The organism is Kribbella lupini (assembly GCF_039529595.1).
GTDB classification, from domain to species: domain Bacteria; phylum Actinomycetota; class Actinomycetes; order Propionibacteriales; family Kribbellaceae; genus Kribbella; species Kribbella lupini.
This window is the reverse complement of sequence record NZ_BAAANC010000003.1, coordinates 343387-369129: the sequence shown is the minus strand read 5'-3', so window position 1 is coordinate 369129 and position 25743 is coordinate 343387. Positions and strand designations below refer to the sequence as shown.

The 25743-nt window shown below is 69.4% G+C and carries 25 protein-coding genes; 11 read left to right on the top strand and 14 right to left on the bottom strand.

All coding sequences use genetic code 11. The features are described from left to right. Positions 1–25 precede the first annotated feature (25 nt). Together aspS and ABD235_RS27920 are read right to left on the bottom strand one after the other, a co-directional pair. Positions 26–1315, bottom strand: coding sequence for an aspartate--tRNA(Asn) ligase (gene aspS, locus ABD235_RS27925; RefSeq protein ID WP_344179488.1), 1290 nt, complete (start codon positions 1313–1315; stop codon positions 26–28). A gap of 267 nt (positions 1316–1582) precedes the next feature. After that, positions 1583–3877 (bottom strand): sigma-70 family RNA polymerase sigma factor, encoded by a 2295-nt coding sequence (locus tag ABD235_RS27920; protein WP_344179486.1) that lies wholly within the window; start codon positions 3875–3877, stop codon positions 1583–1585. 236 nt (positions 3878–4113) lie between these two features. Between ABD235_RS27920 and ABD235_RS27915 the strand changes: the two genes are divergently transcribed. The 5 genes from ABD235_RS27915 (at position 4114) to rsrA (ending at position 7916) form a co-directional block, all read left to right on the top strand. Beyond that, the gene (locus ABD235_RS27915; RefSeq protein ID WP_344179484.1) at positions 4114–4920 is read left to right on the top strand and encodes a hypothetical protein; all 807 of its coding nucleotides are present in this window, start codon (positions 4114–4116) and stop codon (positions 4918–4920) included. A gap of 152 nt (positions 4921–5072) precedes the next feature. Next, positions 5073–5882, top strand: coding sequence for an SOS response-associated peptidase (locus ABD235_RS27910; RefSeq protein WP_344179482.1), 810 nt, complete (start codon positions 5073–5075; stop codon positions 5880–5882). Positions 5883–6287: 405 nt separating this feature from the next. Beyond that, entirely contained in the window at positions 6288–6929 is a 642-nt protein-coding gene (locus ABD235_RS27905) for an alpha/beta hydrolase family protein (RefSeq protein ID WP_344179480.1), read from the top strand. A gap of 100 nt (positions 6930–7029) precedes the next feature. Beyond that, positions 7030–7647 (top strand): sigma-70 family RNA polymerase sigma factor, encoded by a 618-nt coding sequence (locus tag ABD235_RS27900; protein ID WP_344179478.1) that lies wholly within the window; start codon positions 7030–7032, stop codon positions 7645–7647. Further along, positions 7644–7916 (top strand): mycothiol system anti-sigma-R factor, encoded by a 273-nt coding sequence (gene rsrA, locus ABD235_RS27895; protein ID WP_344179476.1) that lies wholly within the window; start codon positions 7644–7646, stop codon positions 7914–7916. Before ABD235_RS27900 ends, rsrA begins: the two co-directional genes overlap by 4 nt. 71 nt (positions 7917–7987) lie before the next feature. Here the strand turns inward: rsrA and ABD235_RS27890 are convergent, their stop codons facing one another. Beyond that, positions 7988–10414 (bottom strand): ATP-binding protein, encoded by a 2427-nt coding sequence (locus ABD235_RS27890; RefSeq protein WP_344179474.1) that lies wholly within the window; start codon positions 10412–10414, stop codon positions 7988–7990. A 291-nt stretch (positions 10415–10705) separates the two neighbouring features. Continuing rightward, complete coding sequence (locus tag ABD235_RS39940; protein ID WP_369759046.1) at positions 10706–10780, bottom strand: 50S ribosomal protein bL37; 75 nt, start codon at positions 10778–10780, stop codon at positions 10706–10708. Positions 10781–11049: 269 nt separating this feature from the next. Here ABD235_RS39940 and ABD235_RS27885 point away from each other — a divergent pair, with 269 nt between their 5' ends. Beyond that, positions 11050–12396 carry an HD-GYP domain-containing protein gene (locus tag ABD235_RS27885; protein ID WP_344179472.1) on the top strand — a complete coding sequence of 449 codons (1347 nt, stop codon included), beginning with the start codon at positions 11050–11052 and terminating at the stop codon, positions 12394–12396. Beyond that, on the top strand, positions 12393–13676 hold the full coding sequence (locus ABD235_RS27880) for an HD-GYP domain-containing protein (protein WP_344179470.1): 1284 nt from the start codon (positions 12393–12395) through the stop codon (positions 13674–13676). The genes ABD235_RS27885 and ABD235_RS27880 overlap by 4 nt, the downstream gene beginning before the upstream one ends. On the opposite strand, the gene ABD235_RS27875 is transcribed toward ABD235_RS27880, so the two are convergent. The 3 genes from ABD235_RS27875 to ABD235_RS27865 all read right to left on the bottom strand — a co-directional run bounded on the left by ABD235_RS27875 (position 13638) and on the right by ABD235_RS27865 (position 16268). Beyond that, complete coding sequence (locus ABD235_RS27875) at positions 13638–14219, bottom strand: DUF5317 family protein (protein WP_344179468.1); 582 nt, start codon at positions 14217–14219, stop codon at positions 13638–13640. The genes ABD235_RS27880 and ABD235_RS27875 overlap by 39 nt on opposite strands. 130 nt (positions 14220–14349) lie before the next feature. Continuing rightward, on the bottom strand, positions 14350–16008 hold the full coding sequence (gene mctP / locus ABD235_RS27870) for a monocarboxylate uptake permease MctP (RefSeq protein ID WP_344179466.1): 1659 nt from the start codon (positions 16006–16008) through the stop codon (positions 14350–14352). After that, positions 16005–16268, bottom strand: coding sequence for a DUF3311 domain-containing protein (locus tag ABD235_RS27865; RefSeq protein ID WP_344179464.1), 264 nt, complete (start codon positions 16266–16268; stop codon positions 16005–16007). Before ABD235_RS27865 ends, mctP begins: the two co-directional genes overlap by 4 nt. Before the next feature lie 84 nt (positions 16269–16352). On the opposite strand from ABD235_RS27865, the gene ABD235_RS27860 reads away from it, so the two are divergent. Beyond that, positions 16353–17420: an endonuclease/exonuclease/phosphatase family protein gene (locus ABD235_RS27860; protein ID WP_344179462.1), complete on the top strand. Its 1068-nt coding sequence runs from the start codon at positions 16353–16355 to the stop codon at positions 17418–17420. A 28-nt stretch (positions 17421–17448) separates the two neighbouring features. Here ABD235_RS27860 and ABD235_RS27855 read toward each other — a convergent pair whose 3' ends face one another. Then, positions 17449–18357 carry a DUF2785 domain-containing protein gene (locus ABD235_RS27855; RefSeq protein ID WP_344179460.1) on the bottom strand — a complete coding sequence of 303 codons (909 nt, stop codon included), beginning with the start codon at positions 18355–18357 and terminating at the stop codon, positions 17449–17451. Between the two features lie 97 nt (positions 18358–18454). On the opposite strand from ABD235_RS27855, the gene ABD235_RS27850 reads away from it, so the two are divergent. Beyond that, positions 18455–19930 carry a sensor histidine kinase gene (locus ABD235_RS27850; RefSeq protein WP_344179457.1) on the top strand — a complete coding sequence of 492 codons (1476 nt, stop codon included), beginning with the start codon at positions 18455–18457 and terminating at the stop codon, positions 19928–19930. A gap of 241 nt (positions 19931–20171) precedes the next feature. Here ABD235_RS27850 and ABD235_RS27845 read toward each other — a convergent pair whose 3' ends face one another. After that, the gene (locus ABD235_RS27845) at positions 20172–20423 is read right to left on the bottom strand and encodes a WhiB family transcriptional regulator (protein WP_012922773.1); all 252 of its coding nucleotides are present in this window, start codon (positions 20421–20423) and stop codon (positions 20172–20174) included. Positions 20424–21050: 627 nt separating this feature from the next. Between ABD235_RS27845 and ABD235_RS27840 the strand changes: the two genes are divergently transcribed. Further along, a complete protein-coding gene (locus tag ABD235_RS27840) occupies positions 21051–21329 on the top strand; it encodes a hypothetical protein (RefSeq protein WP_344179454.1) in 279 nt (92 codons plus the stop codon). Between the two features lie 5 nt (positions 21330–21334). Here the strand turns inward: ABD235_RS27840 and ABD235_RS27835 are convergent, their stop codons facing one another. Together ABD235_RS27835 and ABD235_RS27830 are read right to left on the bottom strand one after the other, a co-directional pair. Next, positions 21335–22129: an RNA polymerase sigma factor SigF gene (locus tag ABD235_RS27835; protein ID WP_344179452.1), complete on the bottom strand. Its 795-nt coding sequence runs from the start codon at positions 22127–22129 to the stop codon at positions 21335–21337. Beyond that, on the bottom strand, positions 22126–22518 hold the full coding sequence (locus ABD235_RS27830; protein WP_344179450.1) for an ATP-binding protein: 393 nt from the start codon (positions 22516–22518) through the stop codon (positions 22126–22128). Before ABD235_RS27830 ends, ABD235_RS27835 begins: the two co-directional genes overlap by 4 nt. A 159-nt stretch (positions 22519–22677) precedes the next feature. On the opposite strand from ABD235_RS27830, the gene ABD235_RS27825 reads away from it, so the two are divergent. Next, positions 22678–23019, top strand: coding sequence for a cupin domain-containing protein (locus ABD235_RS27825; protein WP_344179448.1), 342 nt, complete (start codon positions 22678–22680; stop codon positions 23017–23019). Between the two features lie 59 nt (positions 23020–23078). Here the strand turns inward: ABD235_RS27825 and ABD235_RS27820 are convergent, their stop codons facing one another. From ABD235_RS27820 to ABD235_RS27810, 3 genes are read right to left on the bottom strand one after another with little or no spacing between them, the layout of a single operon-like run. Next, on the bottom strand, positions 23079–23831 hold the full coding sequence (locus ABD235_RS27820; protein WP_344179446.1) for an amino acid ABC transporter ATP-binding protein: 753 nt from the start codon (positions 23829–23831) through the stop codon (positions 23079–23081). Then, complete coding sequence (locus tag ABD235_RS27815) at positions 23831–24652, bottom strand: amino acid ABC transporter permease (protein ID WP_344179444.1); 822 nt, start codon at positions 24650–24652, stop codon at positions 23831–23833. Before ABD235_RS27815 ends, ABD235_RS27820 begins: the two co-directional genes overlap by 1 nt. Continuing rightward, positions 24649–25494 carry an ABC transporter substrate-binding protein gene (locus tag ABD235_RS27810; protein WP_344179442.1) on the bottom strand — a complete coding sequence of 282 codons (846 nt, stop codon included), beginning with the start codon at positions 25492–25494 and terminating at the stop codon, positions 24649–24651. The genes ABD235_RS27815 and ABD235_RS27810 overlap by 4 nt, the downstream gene beginning before the upstream one ends. Between the last annotated feature and the right edge of the window lie 249 nt (positions 25495–25743).

The following is a 25743-nucleotide window of genomic DNA, read 5'->3' as shown; positions in this document are numbered from 1 at the left end:
TCAGTGGAGCGGGCAGGATTTCACCTCACGGCGTCAGCCGGTGCAGGTCCCGCGGGAACAGCGTGACCTCCCGGACGTTCTCCGCACCGGTCAGCCGGGCCACGAACCGCTCCAGCCCGATGGCGAAACCGCCGTGCGGCGGCATGCCGTGCTGGAACGCCTGCAGGTAGGAGCTGTACGCCGGTGCCTCGGCGGACTCACCCCTGGCCTCCAGAGCGGCGACGTAGTCGCTGTAGCGGTGCAGACGCTGCCCACCGGTGACCAGCTCGACCCCACGGAACAGCAGGTCGAAGGAGTTCGACCAGGTCGGGTCCGACGGCTGCGGATGGGTGTAGAACGGCCGCTTCACCATCGGGTAGCCCTCGACCGCCACGAAGTCGCTGCCGTGCTCCCGCAGCGCCCACTCGCCGAGAGCGCGCTCGTCAGCCGGCGACAGGTCGGGCTCGCCGGGGTCCGCTCCTGCCAGCTTGAGCGCCTCGGAGAAGTGCAGCACCGGTACGTCGATCGGGATCTCCGGCAGCTCCACACCGAGCCGCTCCAGCGCCGTACCGGCTCTGGACCCGACCGACGCGAGCATGCCCGCCAGGACGTCGCGCAGCACGGCCAGTACGTCGCGGTGGTCGCCGATGAAGCCGAACTCCGCGTCCAGCGACACGTACTCGGCCAGGTGCCGGACGGTGTCGTGCGGCTCGGCCCGGAACACCGGACCGACCTCGTAGACCCGCTCGAACACCCCGACCATCGTCTGCTTGTAGAACTGCGGCGACTGCGCCAGGTACGCCGGACCGCCGAAGTAGTCGAGCGCGAACACGTTGGCGCCCGACTCGGTCGCCGTACCGACGATCTTCGGCGTCTGGATCTCCGTGAAGTCCAGACCGTCCAGCGTGCTGCGGAACCCGTGCAGCGCGGCCGCCGCGACCTCCCAGCCGGCCCGGACCGCAGGGTGCCGCAGGGCGACCGGTGCGTTGTCCAGCACGACCGGCAGGCCGGCGCCGACCGTGGGACGCCACAGCTCGATCGGCGGCGTCCTGGCCGGTTCGGTCAGCGGGACGATCACCGGGTCGACCAGCTCGGCCCCACCGGGAGCCTGCGGGTTGGCGGCGACCCTACCGGTCACCTGGACGACGGTCTCCTCACCGAGCCCGTCCAGCTGGGCCTGGGTCTCCGGCGCCTTGACGACGACCTGGCTCAGGCCGGACCGGTCTCGCAGGACCAGGAAGCTGACCGCGGCCAGCCGTCGTCTTCGGTGCACCCAGCCGGCCACCGTGACGGTCTGGCCCACTGCTGAGGGGATCTCGTGGTTGAGAATGCGCATCGCTGTTTTCACCTCCGTCGGATTACTCGAACCCCGGAGGTGTGGGCGAAGGGGAACTCGCGGTGCCACCACACCTTCACCGGCCTGGTCAGACCCAGTCCGGCCTCTTGCTACCGCATTCGCTCAGGAGTGTCTTCGCCACCGGGCCCGTGCGTCGCCTTCGCAGCTACCGGCGACTCTCTCCAGCACAGGTGTCCGGCGCTACTCGGTTCCGTCAGCGCGAACGTGGTCCAGCGTAGAGCCCCGCCGGGACGACGCCAAACCCGTTTACCGCTTGCCGTGCGGCGTCGGCGGAATCTGCGCGGTGTCGGTGTCGTACCGGCCCGGCGTGACCGCCTTGACGGTGATCTGGTTCTTCACCGAGGAGCCCGGCCAGGCGGCCCACTCGGTGTTCAGGGCCTTCGTGTAGTGGTCCGTCGAACAGGTCGCGCGCCGTACGTCGGTCGAGCGCGAGCAGGTCCACCCGCTCGAGATGTAGGTGACGAGGCTGACGTTCTTGCCCCACGAGATCTCCAGCGTGACCGGACCGGTCGTGCCACTCAGGTCGAGGAACCTGTTGTAGACGAACGGGTTCGGGTCGTCGTGCGGGCTCGGGGTGAGGATCCGCAGCAGCGACTCGTCCATCCGGACCGGTGCCAGCGTCTCGGAGTCGGTGTCGTGCAGCAGCCCGGCCGTCGCGGTCACCGTGTACGTGCGAGCCGCCGCGGACCCACCGTCCGGTACGGCGAAGTCGGCGAGCAGCGGAACGGGCGTGGCCGGCGTGGTCGACGTACAGGTCCTGGCGGACTGGTTGCACTTCCAGCCGGCCGGGTTGGCGGCCAGCGGCCACGCCAGCGAAGCGCCGTACGTGAGCTTCAGCGTGACGCCGGTCCGGTCGGTGCCGGGGGCGACGGTGATCGTGCGGAAGTAGCGGTCCAGGTCGGCCTTGCCGACCGCCAGCTTCAGCAGGTTCTCGTCGAGGCGCGGGGGAGCGGTCAGCGTCGCGGAGTCGTCGTCGTACAGACGGCCGGACTTGCCGGAGACGGTGAACGTTCGGTCGGCCACCGCGCCGCCGGTGGGCTCGGTGAACACCATCGGGAGCGTGGGAGGCGCGGCCGGGTCGACGGCCGTGCAGCTGCCGCTCTTGCCGTCGGCGGCCTTGGTGCAGGTCCAGCCGGCCGGGTTGCCGGTCAGCGGCCACTGCAGGGCGTTGCCGTACTTGATGCCGATGACCACCGGGTTGGTGTTGTTCGCCGGGACCTTGATGGACACGGTGGCGCGCAGCGCGGCGTCGCGCTCGGCGACGCTCCGCGTGAACGGCCCGTACGTCGCTGGGCTGCCGCCGCCGGCCGCGGGGCCGCCGGTGGAGGGACTGCCGCCGCCGGTGGGCAGGCTGATGGTCAGCAGGCCCTCGTCCAGGATCGGGGTGGTCGGCGACGGTGGCGTCGGCCGCGGCGTGGTCGGCTGGCTCGTGGGCGCGCTGGTCGGTGCCGTGGTCGGTTCCGGCTGGGTCGGCTCGGGCTGCGTCGGCTCCGGCTGCGTCGGCTGGGTCTCCGGCGGCTTCTGCGTCGGCGGCTTCACCGTCGGGGGCACTGGCGGCGGCGGGGGAGGCGGCGGCTGCTGGGTCGGCTGGGACGTCGGCTGGTCGATGGCGGCCGGAGGCGTCTCGCCACCGGTCAGTGCGAGCGCGGCCATCACCGCGGCCACCACGACCACGACCGCCCCGCCTGCGCTGAGCGCCGTACGGGTGCTGTTCTCGGTGGCCTTCTGCCAGCCGGTGGCGAAGAAGCCGACCAGTCCGACCTTCGCTCCCGAGGCGGCGGCCAGGTAGCCCAGGCCCGCCGTGCCCAGCAGGGCCGGAGCGAGCAGTGCCGGCAGCGCGCTGTTGACCTCGACCAGCTCGAGGTAGACCGCGGTGCACTTGGCGCACTCGTCCAGGTGCTCGCGGACGTTCCGGTTCTCGCGCTTGGTGAGGCCGCCGCGGACGTAGGCGCCCAGGCGCTCGGTGGTCCAGCGGCAGCGGTCACCGGCGACGTCGGCCAGGTGCTGCTGCAGGTACGCCTGCCGCAGCCCCTCGCGGGCCCGGTAGGCCAGGGCGGAGACGCCGTTGGCGGTCAGGCCGAGCAGGGGAGCGATGGCCGCGGGCTTCTCGCCCTCGACCTCGGTGTGCCACAGCACGGCCTGCCAGCGCTCCGGCAGCGAGGCGAACGCCTTCGCCGCCGCGCCGCTCTCGAAGCCGGTCACCGTCGGGTCGTCGAACCCCTGCGGTTCCCGCTCGTACGCCGCGATGTCGTCGGTCGAGGTGACCTTGCGGCCGGCCCGGATCCGGTCGACGTGCACCCGGCGGACCGTGGTCAGCAGGTAGGCCCGGAAGGAGACGTCCGGACCGCCACCGTTGCGCAGGGCATCGAGCACCTTGGCGAACGCGTCGCTGGCCAGGTCGTCGGCGTCGTTGGCCGGCACCAGCTGCCGGGCCATCCGCTCGGCGGCGTGGTGGTGCCGCGCGAACAACTCGCCGTACGCCTCGAGGTCGCCCGAACGCACGCGCGCGATCAGCTCCGCGTCGCTCGGTACTTCCTCCATGGCGTCTGCTCCCCCTGCTGTCATTGCTTGGTCACCGTCAGTCACATAGTTGCCGAGGTCAAGACTCCCAGACGGAAGGGATCGGCGCACCTTTCCTGACGACGGCGACCGGTCCGAGGTTACGAGAAAAAAGTTCTGAAATCTGCGTCATGAACCCGCCCACGCACTGTCTCTCCCTCAGAACGACGCTTCCGGCCACCCGGTCGGGAGGCTGAAGGACTGCGTTGAGGAGGGTCATGTCGCTGTACGCGGACATCCGCCGGCGGTTCGACTCGCTGCGTGGTCCGAACCTGGCGGGGTCGCTCGCCCGGGACCGGCCGGAAGCGTCGTCAGCAGAGCAACCGTGCGGAAGGAGGGAGCCGCACGGCACAGCTGGTCTCGACCGAAGTGCCTACCTCGCGATTGCCGAGGCGCTCCGGGACGGGGCCGACGTCGTGCCTGCGAGTGACGAGGTCGGACGCCGCTTGGCGGCCGACGGGGTCTCGCTGCTCGAGGCACTTGATGGACTGAGTGCGCTGTACCGCTCGATCGCCGGGGGCGAGCCGGCTTTCGCCGCGGTACGCGCACTCAGTTCCAGCTGGGCCGAAGCATCCCTCATCTACCTGCACTCCCTGAGTTGCGAGGACCCGCTGACCGGGCTGTCCAGCCTGGCGCACCTGCGGTCCCGCCTCGGCGAGATCTACCGGGAGGCCGATCTCCGTGGAACTTCCGTACCGGCGACCCACGCACTGGTGGTGGTCGAGCCGCTCAACCCGCCCGGCACCACGCCGTTCGACCGCGAGCTCCGGCTCGTCGACGTCGCGGAGTGCCTGCGGATCGTGTTCGCCGGCGGTGACGTACTGGGTCGCCTCGGCACACACCGCGCGGCGGCGCTCGTCGACCGCGAGCCGAACCTGCCGGACCAGGTCGCGACGGTCCGAGCGCTGATCACCCAGTGGCGGCTCGACACCGACGAGCCGCAGCTGGCCCGGATCTGGATCGAGGGGCTGCCGGCCACCGATGCGATGGCTGTGCGGTTGCTGGACGAGTTGACCCGGGGCTGACCCGGAGCTGGAGCTTGCGCCCGGACGTCAACAGGGGGATGCCCGGGCGCATCGAGCAGGCGGTGGATCGCCTATCACGGGGTAGGCGATCCACCGCCGCCGCCCGTTCGCCGTACGGCGAAATGTCGGTTCCGGTGGCTAGGCTGAGTTCCATGTGTGGCCGTTACGCGAGCAGCCGGGACCCCTCCGACCTGGTGGTCGAGTTCGAGATCGCCGCGGGCAACGTGAAGGAGTCGGTGCAGGAGCTGCCGGACAACTTCAACGTCGCGCCGACCGACCAGGTGATCGCCGTGGTCGAGCGGAAGAACCGCGAGCAGCCCGACCAGGTGGTGCGCAAGCTGACCACGGTCAAGTGGGGGCTGGTGCCGTCCTGGGCCAAGGACACCTCGATCGGCAGCCGGTTGATCAACGCCCGGATGGAGACCGTCGCCGAGAAGCCGGCCTTCAAGAAGGCGTTCGCGAGCCGGCGCTGCCTGCTGCCCGCCGACGGGTACTACGAGTGGTACGAGACCGAGCAGAAGAAGAACGGCAAGCCGGTCAAGCAGCCGTACTTCATCCGCCCGGCCGACGGCGGCGTCCTGGCGATGGCCGGGCTGTACGAGATCTGGCGCGACAAGTCGGTCGCCGACGCCGACTCCGACGCGGCCTGGCTGTGGACCTGCACGGTGCTCACCACCTCGGCGACCGACGACCTCGGCCAGATCCACGACCGGATGCCGCTGCTGGTCGAGCGCGACCGGTACGACGCGTGGCTCGACCCGCTGTCGTCCGATCCGGACGAGCTGCTGGAGCTCCTGGTCCCGGCCGCGCCCGGACGGCTCGAGGCGTACGCCGTGTCGAAGGCGGTCAGCTCGGTGAAGAACAACGGCCCGCACCTGGTCGACCCGCTCCCGCCGGACGGCGAGGACCCCGCCGACCGCCCGGGCCCGCCGACCGCGGCGGAGGACACACCGCTCTTCTGACCCCGCCCCCGCCCCCCGCCCCGCCCCGCCCCGCCCCGCCCCGCCCCGCCCCGCCCCACGCCGGCCTGACCCCGCCCCGCCCCACGCCGCCCTGACCCCGCCTCGCCTCGCCCCGCCTCGCACTGACCCCGCCGACCTTCCCCCGTTTCGACGGTTAGCCCTGCGCCCGTCCGCCTTCCCCATTTCGACGGTTAACCCTGCGAAGGGTGGGTTCCAGGTCGGCATGCGCCCGTCGAACCCGCAAGCCACAGGGTTAACCGTCGAAATGGGCGAGGCGGCGGACGGAGGGACGGCGACGGGCGGGGCGCGACGGGCGACGGACGACGGGTGGGCGCGACGGGCGGGGCGCGACGGGCGGGGCGCGCCGGGTGCGGACGGCCGGGGAGTGGACGCGGGAATGACAGGATGGGGCCCGTGACCGACGAACGGATTGTGGCGACGCCGCACGGTGAGGCGCGGATCGTGGCGCACCGGGCCCGGCGGCCGGTGGCGACCCTGGCTCTCGGTCACGGCGCCGGCGGTGGCATCGAGGCCGGTGACCTGGCCGCGCTCGCGGCGCGGCTGCCGAAGCAGGACATCAACGTGTTCCTGATCGAGCAGCCCTGGCGCCGGGCCGGCCGCAAGCTCGCGCCGGCGCCGAAGATCCTTGACGAGGCCTGGATCGCGATCATCGGCCAGCTCCGGATCCGTACGCCGCTCGTCCTGGGCGGCCGCAGTGCGGGAGCGCGGGTGGCCTGTCGTACGGCGACCGGGCTGGGGGCGTCCGGCGTACTGGCGCTGTCGTTCCCGCTGCACCCGCCGGGCAAGCCGGACAAGTCGCGGGTCGACGAGCTCCAGGCGGCCGGGCTGCCGACCCTCGTCGTCCAAGGTGAGAAGGACCCGTTCGGTACGCCGGAGGAGTTCCCGCCGCTGACCGAGATGGCCGTCGTACCGGACGCCGACCACAGCTTCAAGGTGCCGAAAAGGGCCGAACTGACGCAGGAGGAGTCGTTCGAACTCCTGGTCGAAGCGGTCTTCGAATGGGTGTCCAGGGAAGTCTCCGGCTGACGGGAATGACCCCGCCGCGGGGTGTGTTCTAGCAGACATGACGGTAACGAGCCTGGACAGAGCGCGGAGTTCTGGGGTGGCCCCGGTATTCTCGATCACGATGCCGACATCGACGACCACCGAGACTCCCGAGCAGCGGACCGAGCGCTTCGAGCGCGAGGCGCTGCCTTTCCTCGACCAGATGTACGCCGCGGCGATGCGGATGACCCGTAATCCGGCCGACGCCGAGGACCTGGTCCAGGACACCTTCGCGAAGGCGTACAGCTCGTTCCACCAGTTCACGCCCGGCACCAACCTGAAGGCGTGGCTGTACCGGATCCTGACCAACACCTTCATCAACGGCTACCGCAAGCGACAGCGCCAGCCCACGCAGTCGCCGACCGAGGAGATCGAGGACTGGCAGCTGACCGCTGCCGAGTCGCACACGCCCGGCGGCCTGAAGTCGGCCGAGGCGGTCGCTCTGGAGCACCTGCCCGACTCCGACGTGAAGTCGGCCCTGCAGTCGATCCCGGAGGACTTCCGTCTGGCGGTCTACCTGGCCGACGTCGAGGGCTTTGCTTACAAGGAGATCGCGGAGATCATGGGGACCCCGGTCGGCACCGTGATGTCACGGCTGCACCGGGGCCGGCGCCAGCTGCGCGAGCTGCTGGCCGACTACGCCCGGGACCGCGGCCTGATCCCCGCGGCCGACAGCGCGAAGACCGAGGAGGAGTCGTGAGCTGCGGCGAGCACCACGACGTCGACTGCAGCGAGATCCTGCAGCGCGTGTACGTCTTCATCGACAACGAGCTCGAAGACGCCAGCAGCGACGAGATCCGCACCCACCTGGAAGAGTGCGCACCCTGCCTCGACCAGTACGACCTCGAACGCTGCATCAAGAAGCTCGTCCACCGCTCCTGCGGCGACGACCAGGCGCCGGACGCGCTCCGCGCCAAGATCCTCCTCCGCCTGACCGAGGTCCGCGTCGAAACCACGCCCACGGACTGACCCCAGGCCCCCGCACCACCGACGACCGCCGAACCCCCCGGTACGGCGGTCGTTGTCGTACACCGGGGCCTCTACTCGCCATCGACGAGTGGTTCGGGGTGGGCTGCGAGGAGGTCGAGGGCTACGGACTCGGTGGGGACTGATTGGGAGCGGAGGAGGGTGGCGGCGGTTTGCCAGTGGGTGCGGGCGGTGGGGAGGTCGCCTTCGGCGTGGGCGATGCGGCCGAGCTGGATGAGGAGCTCGCCTTCGCGTTGGAGGTTGCCGTTCTTGCGGGCCAGCCGGAGGCCGGTCTCGGCGTGGTGCCGGGCGGTGTCGTGCCGGCCGAGGGCGACGTAGAGCTCCGCCAGGTCGCGGTGGCTCTCGGACTCGCCGTTGCCGTCGTAGACCTGCTGATACGCGTCGATGCTCTTGGTGAGGTGGTCGGCTGCCTTCTCCCACAGGCCCGCGCGCAGGTACGCCTGGCCGGCGTTCTGGTAGCGCTTGGCGCTCGAGCGGACGTTCCCGGTCGACGAGGACAGGGCGATCGCCCTGGTGAAGGACCGGTCGGCGCGGGTGAGGTCACCGCTGTGCAGGTAGAGACTGCCGAGGGCCAGGTAGCTGGTGCCCTCGATCGTGGTGTCACCGAGCTGCTGGCTGAGGGCTAGGGCCTGCTCCCCATGGGTCACCGCCTCTGCCCACCGGCCCATGCGCTCCAGGACCCTGCTCAAGGACGTCGAGCACCGGGCCTGGCCAACCAGGTCGCCGACAGACTCGAACATCGTCCTGGCGGTCCGCAGGTGGCCGAGGGACAGCTCGAGCCGGCCGCTTTCGGCGTCGGGGATGGCCAGATCGTGCTCCAGCCAGGCGGCCAGGTGCCGGAAGCCGAGTTCGCGGGCAAGGTCGCGGCCTGCCGTGCAGACCGTACGCATGTCGTTCCAGCGGCCGAGAGCTTCGTAGTACCCGAAGAGGGAGAGGGCGAACTCCGGGACCAGCGGCTGCAGCGCCGGAATCCGGCAGGCCTGCTGAAGAGCCTCCGACAGGTTCGTCTGGTCGTTGTTCAGCCAGGTCATCGCCGCCACGCCGTCCGCGAAGGCCGGTACGGCGCGCAGACTGTCGCCGGCCAGGCTCAGCCGCGGATTGCCCTGGTGGGTCTGTTCCTGGCAGCGCCAGGCAATCCCGGTGTAGAAGACCAGGACGCGGCTCAGCGCGTCGGTCCTGGTTCCCTCCGACAGCACCTGGTCGGCACGCTCGCGGGCGTACGCGCGGATCAGGTCGTGCAGCCGGTAGCGGCCGGGCTCCAGCGAGATCAGCAGGTTGAGGTCGACCAGCCGCTCGAGCATGTGCTCGGTGTCGTCCTCGGTCTCGTCGAGGAGGCGGGCAGTCGCCGCCGTGAACAGGTCGCTGCTGTTCGGCAGGCCGAGCAGATCGAGTGCCGCCGCGGCGCGGCGGTCGAGGTCCTGATCGCTGGCGGCGAGGAACTCGACCGAAGCCGCGATGTTCGACCGAACGCCGGTCGCACCGGTACCCAACTCGTCCAGCCGGCGCTTCTCGTCTCGCAGTTGGTTCATCAGGTGTTCGACCGGCCAGCCCGGCCTGGCCGCCAACCGTGCCCCAACCAGCCGGACGGCGAGGGGGAGACGTCCGGCGAGCCTGGCGATGGTTCGGGCCGCGTCGGCTTCGGCGGTCACCCGGCTCTCCCCGACGATCTTGCCGAGCAGACTGATCGAGTCGTCCTCGGACAACGGCGACAGGCTCACCTGGACGAAGCCCGGCAACGCCGTCAGGCCGCGTCGGCTGGTCACCAGCACCGCCGCACCCGGTGCACCGGGCAGCAAGGCCCGGACCTGGGCCGCGCCGTTCGCGTTGTCCAGCAGCACCAGCATCCGCAGACCCGCGATCCTGGAGCGGTACAGCGCGGCCGCTTCGTCGACGGAGTCCGGGATCGAGTGCCCGTCGATGCCCAGCGAACGGAGCAGCTGGCTCAGGGCGTCGAGCGGCGGAACCGGCTCGCCTGGTCCGTAGCCGCGCAGATCCAGGTAGAGGTGGCCGTCGGGATAGTGGTCGGCGGTGAGGTGGGCCGCATGGACCGCCAGCGAGGTCTTGCCGACGCCGCCCATGCCGGTCACCGCCGCCATCCGTACGGTGCTGGTCCGATCGCTACCGGTCAGCGTGGCCACGAGCTTCTCGAGCGCGGCCTCCCGTCCGGTGAAGTCGGCGAGCGTCGGTGGAAGTTGACGCGGTACGACGCCGGTGGAAGCGGCGTCCGCCGGCGAGGTCAGCTGCGGCGAACTGGTGCCGCGGGCAGCGTTCGCGAGCTGCTCCTCGGCGTCCCGGTCGAGAGCGAGCGCCTCGGCCAGAGCATGAATCGTGCTGATCCGGGGACGCCTCCGGGTGCCGCGCTCGAGCAGGCTGACGGCCTGCTCGCTCAGTCCGGCCTTCTCGGCGAGGGCGCCCTGGGTGAGGTTGGCGGCGATCCGGAACCCGCGCAGCAGCTCGCCGAGTGTCGTCTCGGATGCCAAACCTGCCACCTCCCGGTCGCGCCCCGTGGTCCGCGGTATACAACCGCGATCGACAAGCTAACTGTAGGAGGCGGGACCGACGTCGTGGCGACGTTGTCCACAGGCTCCCACCGACACCAGGGAAAACTGGACGCGACCCCAAACAGCTGTTTGAATTATAGCGTTCAGTAGCCGGATCCAGACGCTCCGAATACAAGACCTCTGCTATTGGTGGTCTTGCCGAAACATGTGACCAAATTGCAAAGACCCCGGTTTTATGCCGGGGTCCTCGCTGTGCGTAGTCGCCTGAACTCAGGCGTTCGGGCGCTTACCGTGGTTGGCGCCCTTCTTCTTGCGTGCGCGGCGCTTGCGGCCGGTCTTGCCCATTTGAAGCCTCCTTGTAACAACTGCAAAGAGTCACAGTCTCTCATACCACAGCGGCTGGTTGAGCACGGTGCGGCGAGTCAGGCGCTGCCCTACAGTGTTTCGCGGCGCGCCTGAAGAGCAAACTTAAGACTAGTCAGCGAGTGCTGTCTGCCCCCTGTGACTGCTTTCCGGCGATCACAAGACCGCGAGCCGCTGATCGGAGGTGTTTGATATGCCAGACTTCTGGGAGTGGTGAGCCGACTGTCGTGGACGGAGCAGGTGGTCGAGGCATGAGGAAGCACGTCCTTCACGTGTTTGTCGCCTCGTCGGCGCTTCTCGCTCTTTCGGTTCTTGTACTGGCCATCAGCCAGGTCGCAGCCAGTTGGACGCTTTTGGCCTTGTGCCTGCTCATGCTCGTCAGCGCGTTTCTGCGTTTCTCCGTGACGCCGAACTACCCCGCTTCGCTGGACTCCGTCGTGCTGATGGCTGTCTATGTTGTCGCTGGGCCCTGGGCGGCACTGATCGCAGTCGCCGCCTACATCCCCCAGATCGGTCACGGCAGCCCGCCGATTCGCCGGGTCTTCAACATCGCGCAGCGGATCCTGGCCACCGCTGCCGGTGGTCTCGCTTACACACTGGCCTCCGGCCCGGTTGGTCTCGACGCGCTCGACCACGAACTGCGCGCCATCGTGGCAACGATGGCCGCTACCGCGGCGACGCACGTTGCGAACGCGGCGCTGGTCAGCCTGGTGATCTGGATCGACGGCAAGGCCAACCCGATCGAGTTCTTGAAGCGAGTGGTCGTCCCCACCTTCTTCCCGATGGCCGGGTACGGCTTCCTCGGTCTGTTGCTCGCGGTGGTCTGGCTCGGCGGCCTGGGCCCGTTGGCGGGTCTTCTCGTCCTTGTCCCGCTGCTGGTCGCCAGGTGGGCGTTGTCACAGTACGAAGTCGAGAAGCAAGCCCAAGCCGCCACCCTGCGCGCGTTCATTCACGTCATCGAAACGAAGGACCTCTACACCAGAGGGCATTCGGAACGGGTGAGCGAAGGCGTCGGGCTTCTCGGCCGAAAGCTCAACCTCGGCGACGATCGGCAGACCGCCCTCGAGCATGCCGGGCTCCTGCACGACGTCGGCAAGGTCGGCGTACCGACCAGCATCATCCAGAAGCCCGGCCGGCTCGAGGACTTCGAGATGGACGCGATCCGGCTCCACCCCGCGCGGGGTGTCGAGCTGATCGGCAACATCCCGTTCCTGGAAGAAGTGAAATCGGCGGTGCTGCACCACCACGAGAAGTTCGACGGAACCGGGTACCCGGCCGGGCTGAGCGGGCAGAACATTCCGTACTTCGCCCGGATCATCGGCATCGTGGACGCGTTCGACTGCCTGACGTCGACCCGCTCCTACCGGCCGGCGAAGAGCATCGACGAGACCCTGGCGATCCTGGTCCAGGACAAGTACACGCACTTCGATCCGCATCTGGTCGATGCGTTCGTCGACGTGATCAAGGTCAACGGCTGGAAGTCTGCCGAAGCCGACCAGCCGGCACCGGACTCCACGATCGCGGCGGCCATCGACCACGACGACCTCAGCCTCGGGAGCGGCGGCGGCGCCTCGGGGTCCGCTGCGGGTCCCGCATGAGCCAAGGCGTCGACACCGAAGGGGTCGAGCTGCGCAGACTCGGTTCCGGTGTGGTCATCGTGCTCGCCGGGGTCGTGCTCGGGCTGGCGGCGGTACTGATCACCGCTCGCAACGGGGTCACCGAGTGGCCCTTCGTCCTGGTCTTCGGCCTCCTGATCGCGCTCGGCGAGATGGTGCAGTTCAAGGTCGACCGGAGCCGGAACCGGGCCCCGATCGCGACGAGTGCGGCACTCGCGTACGCGATGCTTCGCGGGCCGTCGCTGGAGATCGCACCGGACGTGGCCCAGGTCATCGCCGTGACATCTGTGGCCACTCTTCTCGGCGTGGCGCCGCGCGCGATCGCCGGGCTGCGGTGGGATGTGGTGGTTTCCTGCCGCAGGGTGCTGTCCGTTGCGTGCGCCGCGGCAGTCTTCTCGGCGGTCATCCCGGGCGATCTGTGGTGGAACGGGTCCTGGCGGCACGCCTTCCCGTTGGTCCTGGCCATGTTGCTCGGGGTGCTGACGGCTGGAGTCGTCGACGCTCTGGTCGGTGCGGGACAAGCGACCGAGCGCTACAACAAGCCGTTCCCGGCATCGCTGCGGGACGAACTGAAGGTGATGGCGCAGATCGGCATGGCGATGGGGATCGGTGGCGTGCTGCTGGCCGCCGGTACGTCGTTGCTCGGTCTCTGGGCACCGCCGTTGGTGATCGTGCCGTTGTTCCTGACCCAGTTGGCGTTCCGGCGGTTTGCTTCGGCACAGCGGACTTATCGCGCCACCGTCCGGTCGATGGCGCGCAGCACCGAGATCGCGGGGTTCAGCAGTCCCGGCCAGAACGCCCGCACCGCCGCGCTCGCCGTCGCTTTGGGCAACGACCTCGGCCTGAAGCCCGACCGCATGGAGGCTCTCGAGTACGCCGCCTTGCTGTCGGGCGTCGGGCAGCTCGCGTTGGCGGATCCGAGCCCGGGCGGCGCCTCGCTCTTGCGGAACAGGGCCGAGCGGCAGCGGGCGGCCGAGATCGGGGCTTCGGTGATCGAGCGGTCCGGCGTACTGGATCACGTGGCGGAGATCGTTCGGCACTCCAACGATCCCTACCGGCAGGGGCGGGCGAACAACTCGCAGATCCCGGTCGAGAGCGGGATCGTCAACGTCGCGCTGGCGTACGAGCAGCTGGTCGGTGAGGGGTCAGGGCAGACGCCGGAGAAGGCGATGGAGTCGATCGGGCTGGGGATCGGTGCGGAGTACGACCCGGTGGTCGTGGAGTCACTGCGCCGGGTGGTCGGGCGCGGGTTCCGCTTCTAGGTCGGCCCAGCTGGGCGTGGAGTCGGTCGGGACGCGGCCGGTGCCGCCCAGGCCGGCGTACAGGAGGAGACCGGCGCCGGCGGCGATCAGGACGTCGCCAGGGCTGACGGCCTGACCGACCCAGGGGAGTGCGACCGGTACGACGTCGCCAAGCCAGGGGAGCAGGGTCTGCGGGCCGGACAGCTCGTGGCGTGGGTCCTCGACGAAGGACCGCAGTCCGGCCTGTGCGAGGGCGTCACGGGAGACCGGCATCGCGCCGTTCAGTACGACGACCAGGGCGTTGGCCGCAAAGCCCAGAGCGAGCAGCGCGACGCCGGGACGGCGAAGGTTCTGGCGCAGGAACACCGCGATGCAGACCGCCGAGCCGAGCAGGCCGACCGGGTACGCGATGCCGCCGGTGATCGAACCGAGCAGCTGACCGATCGCCGCGGCCACGAGCCAGTGCAGGCCGGACAGGCCGTTGTCGGCGAGGGAGACGAGGCGGCCACCGGTGAGCAACGCCGCCCCGGCGGCCAGCACCAGAACGAGGAGGACCAGCAGCACCCTCGCGATTCTGCCCCGCGCGTTGCCCGAATCCGGGCACCGCCGGACTTCCGAGCGTGTCGACATAACCGCAAAGCGTGACGGGCGGCCTCCCGCGATGGGAGACCGCCCGCCGGAAAAGCCGGTCAGGTCAGGGCTTCGCGGCCGCCGGGCCGGTCCCGCCACCTTCCAGCAGCTCGTCCAGGTCCTTCACGCCCGGGTCCCCGGCGTCGGCCAGGTAGTCGGTCTTGTGCGTCGAGTCCTTGCCCTCAGCCACCTTCAGGGCCCGCAGCACCAGCGTCAGCACGATGACCACGACCAGGTTGAGCCCGAAGGCGACCAGCCCGATGTAGGCCTTGGTGTCGGTGAACGGGATCATCGCCAGCGAGCCGCCGAAGTGCTTGCCGGTCGCCGGGTTCACCACGTTGTACGCCGTGATGGTGCCCCAGACCATGCCGACCGCCCAGCCGGCCAGCAGCGCCCAGCGGTGGAACCACCGGGTGAACAGGCCGACCACGATCGCCGGGAAGGTCTGCAGGATCCAGATCCCGCCGAGCAGCTGCAGGTTCAGCGAGATGGTCTTGTCCATCCCGAGCACGAAGACCAGCGCGCCGAACTTCACCAGCAGCGACGCGAGCTTGGAGACCTTGGCCTCCTGGGCCGGCGTCGCGTCCTTCTTCAGGAAGTCGCGGTAGATGTTGCGGGTGAACAGGTTCGCCGCCGCGATCGACATGATCGCCGCCGGCACCAGCGCACCGACCGCGATCGCCGCGAACGCGATCCCGGCGAACCAGGCCGGGAACTCCTGGTCGAACAGCCGCGGGATCGCCAGCTGCGGGTTGGCCAGGCCGTCCAGGCCCTTGATGTTCACGTTCGCCTTGATCGCCATGAAGCCGAGCAGCGCGAGCAGGCCGAGCAGCAGCGAGTACGCCGGCAGGATCGCCGCGTTGCGCCGTACGACGTTGCGGTTCTTGGTCGACAGCACCGCGGTCACCGAGTGCGGGTACATGAACAGCGCCATCGCCGAACCGAGCGCCAGCGTCCAGTACGACGAGTAGCCGGCCTCGCCCGGGATGAACGCGCCGACCGGCTGGCCGGTCGTCGGCGACGTCGACTCCATCTTGGTCTTGGCCGCGTCGAAGATGCTGTCCCAGCCGCCGAGCTGGCCCGGCAGGTAGAGGATCGCGGCGCCGATCACCAGGTAGATCAGCCCGTCCTTGACGAACGCGATCATCGCCGGCGCCCGCAGGCCGGAGGAGTAGGTGTACGCCGCGAGCACGGCGAACGCGATCAGCAGCGGCAGGTCCTTGGCCAGCAGGTTGTCGCCGCCGAGGCCCATCACCTCGAAGACGGCCTGCATGCCGACCAGCTGCAGCGCGATGTACGGCATCGTCGCGAGGATGCCGGTCACCGCCACCGCGAGCGACAGCCCGCGGCTTCCGTACCGGCCGCCGACGAAGTCCGCGGGCGTCACGTAGCCGTTGCGGTGCGAGACCGACCACAACCGAGACATGAACACGAAGATGATCGGGTAAACCACGATCGTGTAGGGCACCGCGAAGAAGCCGCTGATCGCACCCGTCGCGTACATCGCGGCCGGGACCGCGACGAACGTGTACGCCGTGTAGAGGTCCCCGCCGAGCAGGAACCAGGTGATGAAGGTGCCGAAGCCCCGCCCACCCAGGCCCCACTCGTCCAGGCTGTCCAGCTCACCGGTCTTGCGCCAGCGGGCCGCCATGAACCCCATCACGGTGACCGCGACGAAGATCACCACGACGATGATCAGCTGGACCCAGTCGACGTCGTTCACCGGTCGTCCTCCTTGACTGCGCCGAGACCCTCGGCGGCCCGTCGTTTCTTCTCCACACCGATCACCAGCCAGTACGAGATGCTCACCGTGATCGCGGAGATGAACACCCACAGCAGCTGGTACCAGTAGAAGAACGGGAAGCCCCACAACCGGGGTTCGTCCTTGGCATAGGTGGAGACCAGGAGAGGAACCACGACTGAGGCCGCCAGCAGAACGCCGGCGATCCAGTACGCGGGTCTCACCGCGGACAGCTTGGACACAGCTACCTCCTCGGGACACGGGCTGGCGCAACGCTGAACGCTACCGTTCGTTGGCAGACAGGCACTAGATGGAGGGGGCCACCGATGGACAACGAAACCGCGTGGCGGGTTCGCAGTGTCGTACTGTCCACGCTCTTCCTGCTGGTGGTTGCCGTGCCGCTCTATCCCGAGCTGTTCGGGCTGGACGAGGTGACGCCGTTCCCGCAGCTGGTCGCGTTCCGCCCGCAGCTGCTCGCCGTCGTGCTGCTCCTCGCGCTCGTGATGCTCGTACGACGGAACTGGCGGCTGGCGTCGGCCCTCGTCGTGCTGCTCGTGCTGACCGGCGCCGTACTGACCGCTCCGCGGGCGATCTCCGACCCGAACCCGCCCCAGCCCGGGTCACGAGCACTGACCGTGATGGTCGCCAACGTGCTCGGCGGCGGCGCCGACCCGGAGCAGGTCGGCAAGCTGATCCGGTCCCAGCGCCCCGATCTCGTGTCGTTGCCCGAGGCCCAGGTCAACGTGCGCGAGCGGATCCAGGAGGAGCTCAAGGGCCTTGGTTACAACGGGTACACGGTCCAGGCCAACTCCGCGCCGGAGAGCGCGACCAGCGTGCTGGTGTCGGCCTCGCTCGGCAAGGTCGAGTTCACCGCGGACACGCTCGACCCCGGCCGGGTGAACGCCTCGGTGGGCAGCACCGAGCCGGAGACCGGCAAGCCCGAGCCGGACAAGGCGGGCGTCGTGCAGCAGACGACGACGCGCTTCGGGCACATCGTCGTGACCGGCGGGACGCTCGGCAAGCTGCGGCTGATCGCCTACCACGGCTACCCGCCGCTGCCGTCGGAGGTGACCACCTGGAAGCAGGACCTCGTCGTACTGCGGAAGTGGTGCTCGTCCGGCGTACCGACGGTCGTCGCCGGGGACTTCAACGCGACGACCGATCACGCGGACTTCCGGGACGCGCTCGGCAAGGACTGCCGCAGCGTCGGGCCGGCCGTGGGGGAGGGCCTGCAGGGGACCTGGCCGGCCGACCGGCCGGCGTTCGCGCGGACGCAGATCGACCACGTCGTCGCCGGCGTGGGCGTGGAGCCGAGCCGCTTCAAGACCTACGAGCTCGACGGGTCCGACCACCGCGCAGTCGTCGCGACGGTCGCCGTCGCGAAGGCCGGCTAGCCGCCGTCGCCAAGGCGGGCGGAGCCGGTCAGCTGGAGGACGGGGCCGGCCGGTAGATGTAGGGCTGCGACGCCCTGACCGCCTCGGTGACCATCAGCAGCAGGTCGGCGCGGGCCTCGATCGGGCGGCCGAACAGGTCGTCGTCGCCGGGGATCGGGAAGCCCTTCACGCCGATCGCGAGCTGGCTGAGCAGCACGTGCAGCACGCCGCGGGCGTTGAACACGTTCGGTGTCGGCCACTCCGGCAGCGTCTCGTGCATCATCGGCTGCTGGGCCGCCGTTGCCGCCACCGGCTTCAGCCAGCGCTCCAGCTCGTCGCTGGTCAGCATGTTGCGGTGCAGGATCGTCATCACCGCGTGGGCGACCCGGTCGTGCTCCTCGTGCACCCACCGGTACTGGGTGTCCTTGACGATCCGGTCGGCCAGTACGTCGAGCAGCGCGCGCAGCACCCCGGCGTCGCAGTGCCGCGAGCGGGCCAGCGCGCCGATCGCGTCGGCGCCGTGCGCGACGGCGTGCGCCCAGCCGCAGTCCGCGACGTACCCGCGCAGGTCGCGCTCGCGCAGCAGCCAGGTGGCCAGCCGGTCGCCCCACCGCATCACGACCTCGTCGTGCACCAGGAACTCGGCGTTGTCGCGGTGGATGACCTCGGCCAGCGTCAGCGCGGTGAACGAGCGCCGGAAGACCGTGTCGGTGCCGTCCTCGCCGAGCCCGTAGTTCAGCCCGGCGCAGAGGCCGTCACCGAAGCCGGGCAGCAGGTCGTCGTACACGCCGCGTTCGAGCCAGGTGGCCAGCGTGGGGTAGGCCAGGGCGTCGCGGATCTGCGGGTTGGTACTCGCCAGGCCGCGGACGAGCTCCTCGGTGAGGTCGGTCAGCGCACGGTCGTGGGGTACCGCATAGTCCGCGGCCATCACGTCCTGCCAGTACGACGTCGACTCCACCGAGACATCCTTTCACTCGCGTCCTGGTTCGGCACAGATCAATCAACACCCAATGCGCAAATCTGTCGAGCCGGGCCCAACGGATAGTCTCAACGACGTGCCCTCGCTGAGTGACGTGGCCCGCAACCACACGACCCTGGACGCCGCCGACCTGGACCGGCTGCAGTTGCTGGTCTCGGACTGGCAGATGCTGGCCGACCTGTCCTTCGCCGACCTGGTCCTCTGGCTGCCCGACACCGAAGGCCTCGGGTTCTGGGCCGGTGCGCAGATGCGCCCGACCACCGGGCCGACGGCGTACCTGGACGACATCGTCGGCAGCTTCATCCCGCGCGACCGGCGGCCGCTGCTGGACCAGGCCTACGACGGCGGCCGGATCTGCCGCGAGGGCGATCCGGAGTGGCGCGACGACGTGCCCGTGCGGGTCGAGACGATCCCGGTCCGGCGCGGCGACCGGGTGATCGCGGTGATCGCCCGCAACACCAACCTGCTCGGCGTCCGGACGCCGTCGCGGCTGGAGATCGCCTACCTGCAGAGCGCGACCGACCTGGCCCGGATGATCACCGACGGCATCTTCCCGTACGGCGGGGAGCGGCTGCTGTCCACCACGCCCCGGGTCGGGGACGGGTGCATCCGGGTCGATCGGCACGGGATGGTGACGTTCGCCAGCCCCAATGCGTTGTCGGCGTACCGAAGGATGGGACTGGTCACCGATCTGGTCGGCAGCCGGCTCAAGGACGTCACCGGCGAGCTGCTGCACACCGGGCACAAGGTCGACGACGTGCTCGCGTCCGTGCTGACCGGGCGGGCGGCCAAGGAGCTGGAGATCGAGAACGCCGACGCGACGCTGTTCCTGCGCGCGATCCCGCTGCGGGCCGGCGGTGAGCACGTGGGCGCGCTGATCCTGCTCCGCGACGTCACGGAGCTGCGCAGCCGGGAGCGGGAGCTGGTCACCAAGGAGGCGACCATCCGGGAGATTCACCATCGTGTGAAGAACAACTTGCAGACCGTCGCCGCGTTACTCCGGATGCAGGGCCGGCGCATCACGGTGCCCGAAGGGCAGGCGGCGCTGGCCGAGGCGGTCCGCCGCGTCGGGTCGATCGCGATCGTGCACGAAACGCTGTCGGAGTCCTTCGACGAGCACGTGGACTTCGACGACGTCGCGGACCGGGTGGCGGCGATGGTCGCGGACGTGTCGACGGTCGCGACCTCGGTGGAGATCCGGCGGAGCGGGAGCTTCGGCGTACTGGACTCGGAGGTCGCGACGCCGCTGGCGATGGTGCTGACCGAGCTGATGCAGAACTCCGTCGAGCACGCATTCGGCGCCCGCGACGGCGAGGATGCCACCGGCACGATCGAGCTGGAGGCGCACCGGGCGGTCGGGCGGCTGCACGTCGTCATCACTGATGACGGCAAGGGTTTGCCGGCGGACTTCGACTCGGAGACGTCGGGCAACCTCGGGCTGTCGATCGTGCGGACGCTGGTCCTCGGCGAGCTGGACGGGACGCTGGACTTCCAGGCCCGGACGAGTGGGCCGGGTACGACGGTGACGCTGGACCTGCCGATCAAGGACTGACGTCGGCGGGTGCGGGGCAGGGGCTGGGGTTGCTTGTCGGCTGATCGGCTGGCTTAGGTCGCTTGCCTGTGACGGCCGGGGGTGTTCGTTGGCTGGGAACAACCGTGGGGGGACTCAACTGTTGGTGGTCACCCATGGTTCTTCGCAGGCTACGTCGGGTGCCTGGGGCAACCGGCTGGGGTCGATCGCCTGGAAATCAAAAGGCCCCGCGGATCCCGCGGGGCCCCATCGTGTAGCTGCGTCAGGCGGTACGGATGCGGGCGCGGGCGTTGCGGCGCTTCAGCGCACGACGCTCGTCCTCGCTCAGGCCGCCCCAGACACCGTGGTCCTGGCCGGCTTCCAGTGCCCAGGCGAGGCACTGCTCACGCACGTCGCAACGACGGCACACCTGCTTGGCCTCCTCGATCTGCATGATCGCGGGCCCGGTGTTGCCGATGGGGAAGAACAGTTCCGGGTCCTCATCGAGGCAAACGGCCCGGTGGCGCCAATCCATGGCGGATCCCATCTCTCTCGGTAGTCGAATTACGCTGAAGGCTGGTCTGTGCCCGATCAGCGGTGAAGTAATCGCACGGGGGGTGGTGCGAAGCGTTGTGAACGTTTTCACGAACGACACCATGTTCCCAATCTCGCGCTGGCGAAACAAGGGTTATGGACTTGTCGATCCGATCACAACGCTTCCTTTACACTTCGAACCGGTGCAGAGCGGACCGCCACGTCCGTTATCCGAACGCGGGGTTCGAGCTGCGATCACCCGTTCACTGCAAGTAACCGATCGAACAGCCTCGGGGTTACGCAAAACCTGGAATCCCTGTGGGGAAAGGCTCTCCGACCCACCACCGCACCTGAGGCAAGGTGGGCCCAGGTACGACGTGCCCTGCGCCGGGCTGCTCCTCACAGCAGCCCGCCGGGGCGTCGAGTTGCCACGCGACGGACGTTCCGCCGGACCGGCGAACCGCACCGGTCCGTCCGAACCTCCGCCGCGTAGGCTTGCGGTGTGCCGACCGATTCCTCTGCAGCCGCACCGCGTCCGCTCAAGTTAGCCGCGGCTGTGGTCGCTGCGGAAGGGCTTGTGGTCGTCGTTCTCGGATTTGCCGAAGCGTTAACGCTCGACTCCGGACGGTTGGTACTCGGACTGACCACGACCCTGTTCCTGCTCGCGTACGGCGGCGGCCTGCTGCTGGTCGCGCGCGGACTGTTCCGCGCGTCGACGTGGAGCCGCGGGCCGGCGGTGTTCACCCAGCTGATCCAGGTCCTGATGGCCTACAGCTTCTGGGGCGGTTCGACCAAGGCGATCTCGGTGGTCCTCGCGGTCGCGGCCGTCGGCGTACTGGCCGCGATCTTCCAGAAGGCCTCCACCGAGGCCCTCCGGGACGACCCGACCCACCCGCCGGTGCTCTGAAACCCCTACTCCTTCAGCAAGCCTGCCCTCAGCTCGGTCAGCGTCCGGGCCAGCAGCCGGGAGACGTGCATCTGCGAGATGCCGATCTCCTCGGCGATCTGGGACTGCGTCATGCCCCGGAAGAACCGCAGGGTCAGGATCCGCTTCTCCCGGGTGTCCAGCTGGGCCAGCAGCGGCTTGAGGGACTCCCGGTACTCCACGCTCTCCAGCGCCTCGTCCTCGCCGCCGAGCCCGTCCAGCACGGTCGTCGCGTCGGCCTCGTTCTGGTCCGGGGCGTCCAGCGAGAGCGTGTTGTACGCGTTCGCCGACTCCAGCCCCTCGATCACCAGGTCCGGGGCGAGCTCGAGACGGGTCGACAGCTCCGCCACCGTGGGCGCCCGGCCGAGCTCCTGGGTCAGCTCGGCGGTCGCCGCGGTCAGCGACAGCCGCAGCTCCTGCAGCCGGCGCGGGACCCGGATCGCCCAGCCCTTGTCGCGGAAGTAGCGCTTGATCTCGCCCAGGATCGTCGGCGTCGCGTACGTCGAGAACTCGACCCCGCGCTCGAGGTCGAAGCGGTCGACCGCCTTGATCAGCCCGATCGTCGCGACCTGCACCAGGTCGTCGTACGGCTCGCCGCGGTTGCGGAACCGGCGGGCCAGGTGCTCGACCAGCGGCATGTGCAGCGAGACGAGGCCGTCGCGGGCCAGGGTGTGGGCCGGGTCGCCGACGGGGGCGGCCCCCAGTGCGGCGAAGAGTTCGGCGGTGCGGGTACGCAGGTCGGTAGGTTCCTGGGGTTCACCCAGGAATCGGTCGTCGGTCACGCCTTCTCCGCGGCGGTGGCGGTCGCCGTCACGGTGATGGTCAGGCGGCCGTCCACGGTCTCCGCCCCGGCCGACTCCACCAGCGCGGTCAGCACGGTCCACCCGAACGAGTCGGTGTCCGGCGTCCACCCGGCCGGTACGGCGGCCGACGTGCGCACGGTGAGCTGCGGCGGGTCGATGGCGAAGACGCACTCCAGCACACCGTCGGTGGCCTGGGGGAGCAGCAGCGAGCAGGCCTCGTCGACGGCGATCCGCAGGTCGTCGATCGCGTCGACGGTGAAGTCGTTGCGGGCCGCGAGGTTGCCGGCCACCGAACGCGGGACGGCGATGTAGGCGCTGTCCGCGGGAATGCTGAGGCGTACCTCGGCGGCTGGTCCGATGCTGCTCACTGTGTTGCCTCCCTGGCGGGCTGAACTCCTGGGCGGTCGGCCCACCGCGTACATCTTCCCCGCTCCAGGCCGCCTATGCACACCGAGGCCCGGATCTCCTGGGAAAACCGTCCCGGTCGACCGATCCCGCCCCGAGGCCGGACCGTGTTACTTTGCGGAATGGACCTCGACCCCGTCGTCACCAACCCCGACGCCTACCGCGTCCTGTTCGAGAACGACCGGGTCCGGGTGCTGGAGTACCGGGACACACCCGGCCACCGCACGCAGCCGCACCGGCATCCCGACAGCGTCATGTACACGCTGAGCTCGTTCCGCCGGCGTCTCGGGTCCGGCGACCGTGAGGTCGATGTCGAGCTCCCGGCCGGCGAGGTCCGGTGGCTCGGCGCGCAGGAGCACTACGGCGAGAACACCGGCGACACCGAGACGCACACGATCTTCGTCGAGCTGAAGGAGCCGGCCGCGCCGACCACGGGCGACCAGCCGCTCGGTCCGGCAGACTGACGACAGCGCAACGGCCGGCCCCCTGGCAGGGGACCGGCCGTTCGTCGTACGGCGAACGACTACGTCGGCTCGACGTGGGTCGGGTTGAGCACCCGGCGCAGGAAGTCCTGCGTCCGCTGCTGCTGCGGGTTCCCGATCACCTCGGCCGGCGGGCCCTGCTCGACGATCACGCCGCCGTCCATGAAGACCACCCGGTCGGCCACCTCGCGGGCGAACGCCATCTCGTGGGTGACCACCAGCATCGTCATCCCGTCCAGGGCGAGCTTGCGCATCACCGTCAGGACGTCGCCGACCAGCTCCGGGTCGAGCGCCGAGGTCGGCTCGTCGAACAGCATCAGCGCCGGGTCCATCGACAGCGCCCGCGCGATCGCGACTCGCTGCTGCTGCCCACCGGACAGCTGCGCCGGGTACGCCGTGACCTTGTCGTCCAGGCCGACCCGGGACAGGTTCGCCCGGGCGATCTGCTCGGCCTCGGACGCCTTGCGCCTCAGCACGGTCGTCTGGGCGACCATGCAGTTCGCCAGCACCGACAGGTGCGGGAACAGGTTGAACTGCTGGAACACCATCCCGATGCCCTGCCGGGCCGCGTCCAGGTGGCAGTCGGGGTCGGTGATCTCCTCGCCGCGGACGATCACCTGGCCCTCCTGCGGGATCTCCAGCAGGTTGACGCAGCGCAGCAGCGTCGACTTGCCCGAGCCGGACGGCCCGATCACGCAGACCACCTCGCCCTGCTCGACGGTGAAGTCGATGCCGCGCAGGACGTGGTTGCTGCCGAACGACTTGTGCAGGTTCTTGATCTCGACCAGTGCCATCAGCGCGCCCTCGCAGCCTTCGCCTCGAGCCGGCGGACCAGCAGGCCAAGCGGCAGCGTGATGACCAGGTAGCAGAACCCGGCCGTGACCAGTGGGGTCAGGTTGGAGTACGTGTTGGCCAGGTCCCGGCCGAACCCGGTCAGCTCGTACGCCGACGCCGTCGTACCGATGATGAACACCAGCGACGAGTCCTTCACCAGCAGGATCAGGTCGTTGGTCAGCGGCGGCAGCACGATCCGGAACGCCTGGGGCAGCACGATCTTGCGGGTCGCCAGTCCCGGCGGCATGCCGAGCGAGCGGGCCGCCTCGACCTGCCCCTTCGGCACCGCCTGGATGCCGGCCCGGATCACCTCGGCCATGTAGGCGGCCGCGACGATGCCGAGCGCGAGCCAGACCGTGCCGTACGGGTCGAGCGGAATGGTCATCCCCTCGAAGGCCAGCGGCAGCAGGCTGAACGCGATGAACACCACGATCGCCGGCAGGCCGCGGAAGAACTCGATGTAGGCCGTCGAGATCCACCGGTACGGTCCGACGCTGGACAGCCGCATCAGCGCCAGCAGCGTCCCGCCGAGCAGGCCGATCACGAACGCGCCGGCGGTGTACTCCAGCGTCTTCAGCAGCGCGGTCAGCAGACCGTCCTGGAACGCCGACTTGATGTACTGCGGCTTGAAGAAGACGCTGCCGATCTGGCCCCAGTCGGCGGAGAAGGCCGCGACCAGGACCAGCACGATCAGTACGCCGTACTGGATGTACCGGGAGCGCTGAGACCGTTGCCGCGGACTCAGCCCCTTACGGACGACCGTGTCGTTGGGTGTGCTCACTTCTTCGGCTCAACCCCGAACCACTTCTTGTAGATCTCGTTGTACTTGCCGTCGGTCTTGGCCGCGGCCAGCAGCGTGTTGAACTTCTCCACCAGCTTCGGGCCGCTGCCGTCCTTGAGCGCGCCGAACCCGTACTGCTCGCCGGTGTTGAACTCGGCCACCACCGCGGTGTCGGGGTTCTCCTTGACGAAGTCGTACAGCACGCCGTTGTCGTTGATGCCGGCGTCCACGCGGCCGGACTTGACGTTGTTCTCCTGCAGCGCGAGGTCGTTGAACACGACCACCTCGAAGCCGATCTTCTTGGCCTGCTCGGTGGCGAAGTCCTTGCCGGTGGTGTCGGCCTGGACCCCGACCTTCTTGCCCTTCAGGTCCTCCAGCGACCTGTACGGCGCGTCCTTCTTGGTCAGCAGCACCTGGGTGGCGTCCATGTACGGGGCGGTGATGCTGATCGCGGCCTTGCGCGAGTCGGTGATCGTCATCGCGCCCATGCCGACGTCGCACTTCTTGGCCTGGAAGGCGGCTCCCGAGGTGACCTGCGCCCACTCGATGTTGACCACCTCCTGCTCCAGCCCGAGGTCCTTGGCCAGCAGGTCCAGCAGGTCGACGTCGAACCCGACCACCTTGGTGCCGTCCTTGTATTGGAACGGCTTGTACGGCAGGTGGGTGCAGATCGTCAGCTTGCCCGGCTTCACCAAGGTGATGCCGGCGGCCGCGGCCTTGTCCTCGCTACCACCGCTGCCCGAGTCGTCGCTGCCGCAGGCGGAAAGGGCGAGCGCGAGCGCGGCGACCGTTGCGGTGGCGGCCGCGAAACGACGTTTACGGAGGGTGGGAACGATGTTCATCGCGAATACTCCTCGACACTGGTTGTAGTCGTCCTGTGCCGGACGTTACCGGCCAGGATTCCCGCATCCTGACACAGCAGGCAGCACACTGTCGGCCGGTAACCCCGCCCGAGACTCGATCGTCACCCCGCCGTTGCTCTGTGGGGGGCCTCACAGAGCAGACCAGTGCTCGCTGTGGTTTACTCGTGGCGACGGGTGACCCCCTGACCGCGGCGTTGTTCGAGCACCCTTTCCGAACCGCCACCCCGC

Bases quoted from the DNA above. Each gene is read 5' to 3' on its own strand.
- aspS (WP_344179488.1), bottom strand. From the start codon at position 1,315: ATGCGCATTCTCAACCACGAGATCCCCTCAGCAGTGGGCCAGACCGTC.
- ABD235_RS27920 (WP_344179486.1), bottom strand. From the start codon at position 3,877: ATGGAGGAAGTACCGAGCGACGCGGAGCTGATCGCGCGCGTGCGTTCG.
- ABD235_RS27915 (WP_344179484.1), top strand. From the start codon at position 4,114: ATGTCGCTGTACGCGGACATCCGCCGGCGGTTCGACTCGCTGCGTGGT.
- ABD235_RS27910 (WP_344179482.1), top strand. From the start codon at position 5,073: ATGTGTGGCCGTTACGCGAGCAGCCGGGACCCCTCCGACCTGGTGGTC.
- ABD235_RS27905 (WP_344179480.1), top strand. From the start codon at position 6,288: ATGGGGCCCGTGACCGACGAACGGATTGTGGCGACGCCGCACGGTGAG.
- ABD235_RS27900 (WP_344179478.1), top strand. From the start codon at position 7,030: ATGCCGACATCGACGACCACCGAGACTCCCGAGCAGCGGACCGAGCGC.
- ABD235_RS27885 (WP_344179472.1), top strand. From the start codon at position 11,050: ATGAGGAAGCACGTCCTTCACGTGTTTGTCGCCTCGTCGGCGCTTCTC.
- ABD235_RS27880 (WP_344179470.1), top strand. From the start codon at position 12,393: ATGAGCCAAGGCGTCGACACCGAAGGGGTCGAGCTGCGCAGACTCGGT.
- ABD235_RS27860 (WP_344179462.1), top strand. From the start codon at position 16,353: ATGGACAACGAAACCGCGTGGCGGGTTCGCAGTGTCGTACTGTCCACG.
- ABD235_RS27845 (WP_012922773.1), bottom strand. From the start codon at position 20,423: ATGGATTGGCGCCACCGGGCCGTTTGCCTCGATGAGGACCCGGAACTG.
- ABD235_RS27825 (WP_344179448.1), top strand. From the start codon at position 22,678: ATGGACCTCGACCCCGTCGTCACCAACCCCGACGCCTACCGCGTCCTG.
- ABD235_RS27820 (WP_344179446.1), bottom strand. From the start codon at position 23,831: ATGGCACTGGTCGAGATCAAGAACCTGCACAAGTCGTTCGGCAGCAAC.
- ABD235_RS27810 (WP_344179442.1), bottom strand. From the start codon at position 25,494: ATGAACATCGTTCCCACCCTCCGTAAACGTCGTTTCGCGGCCGCCACC.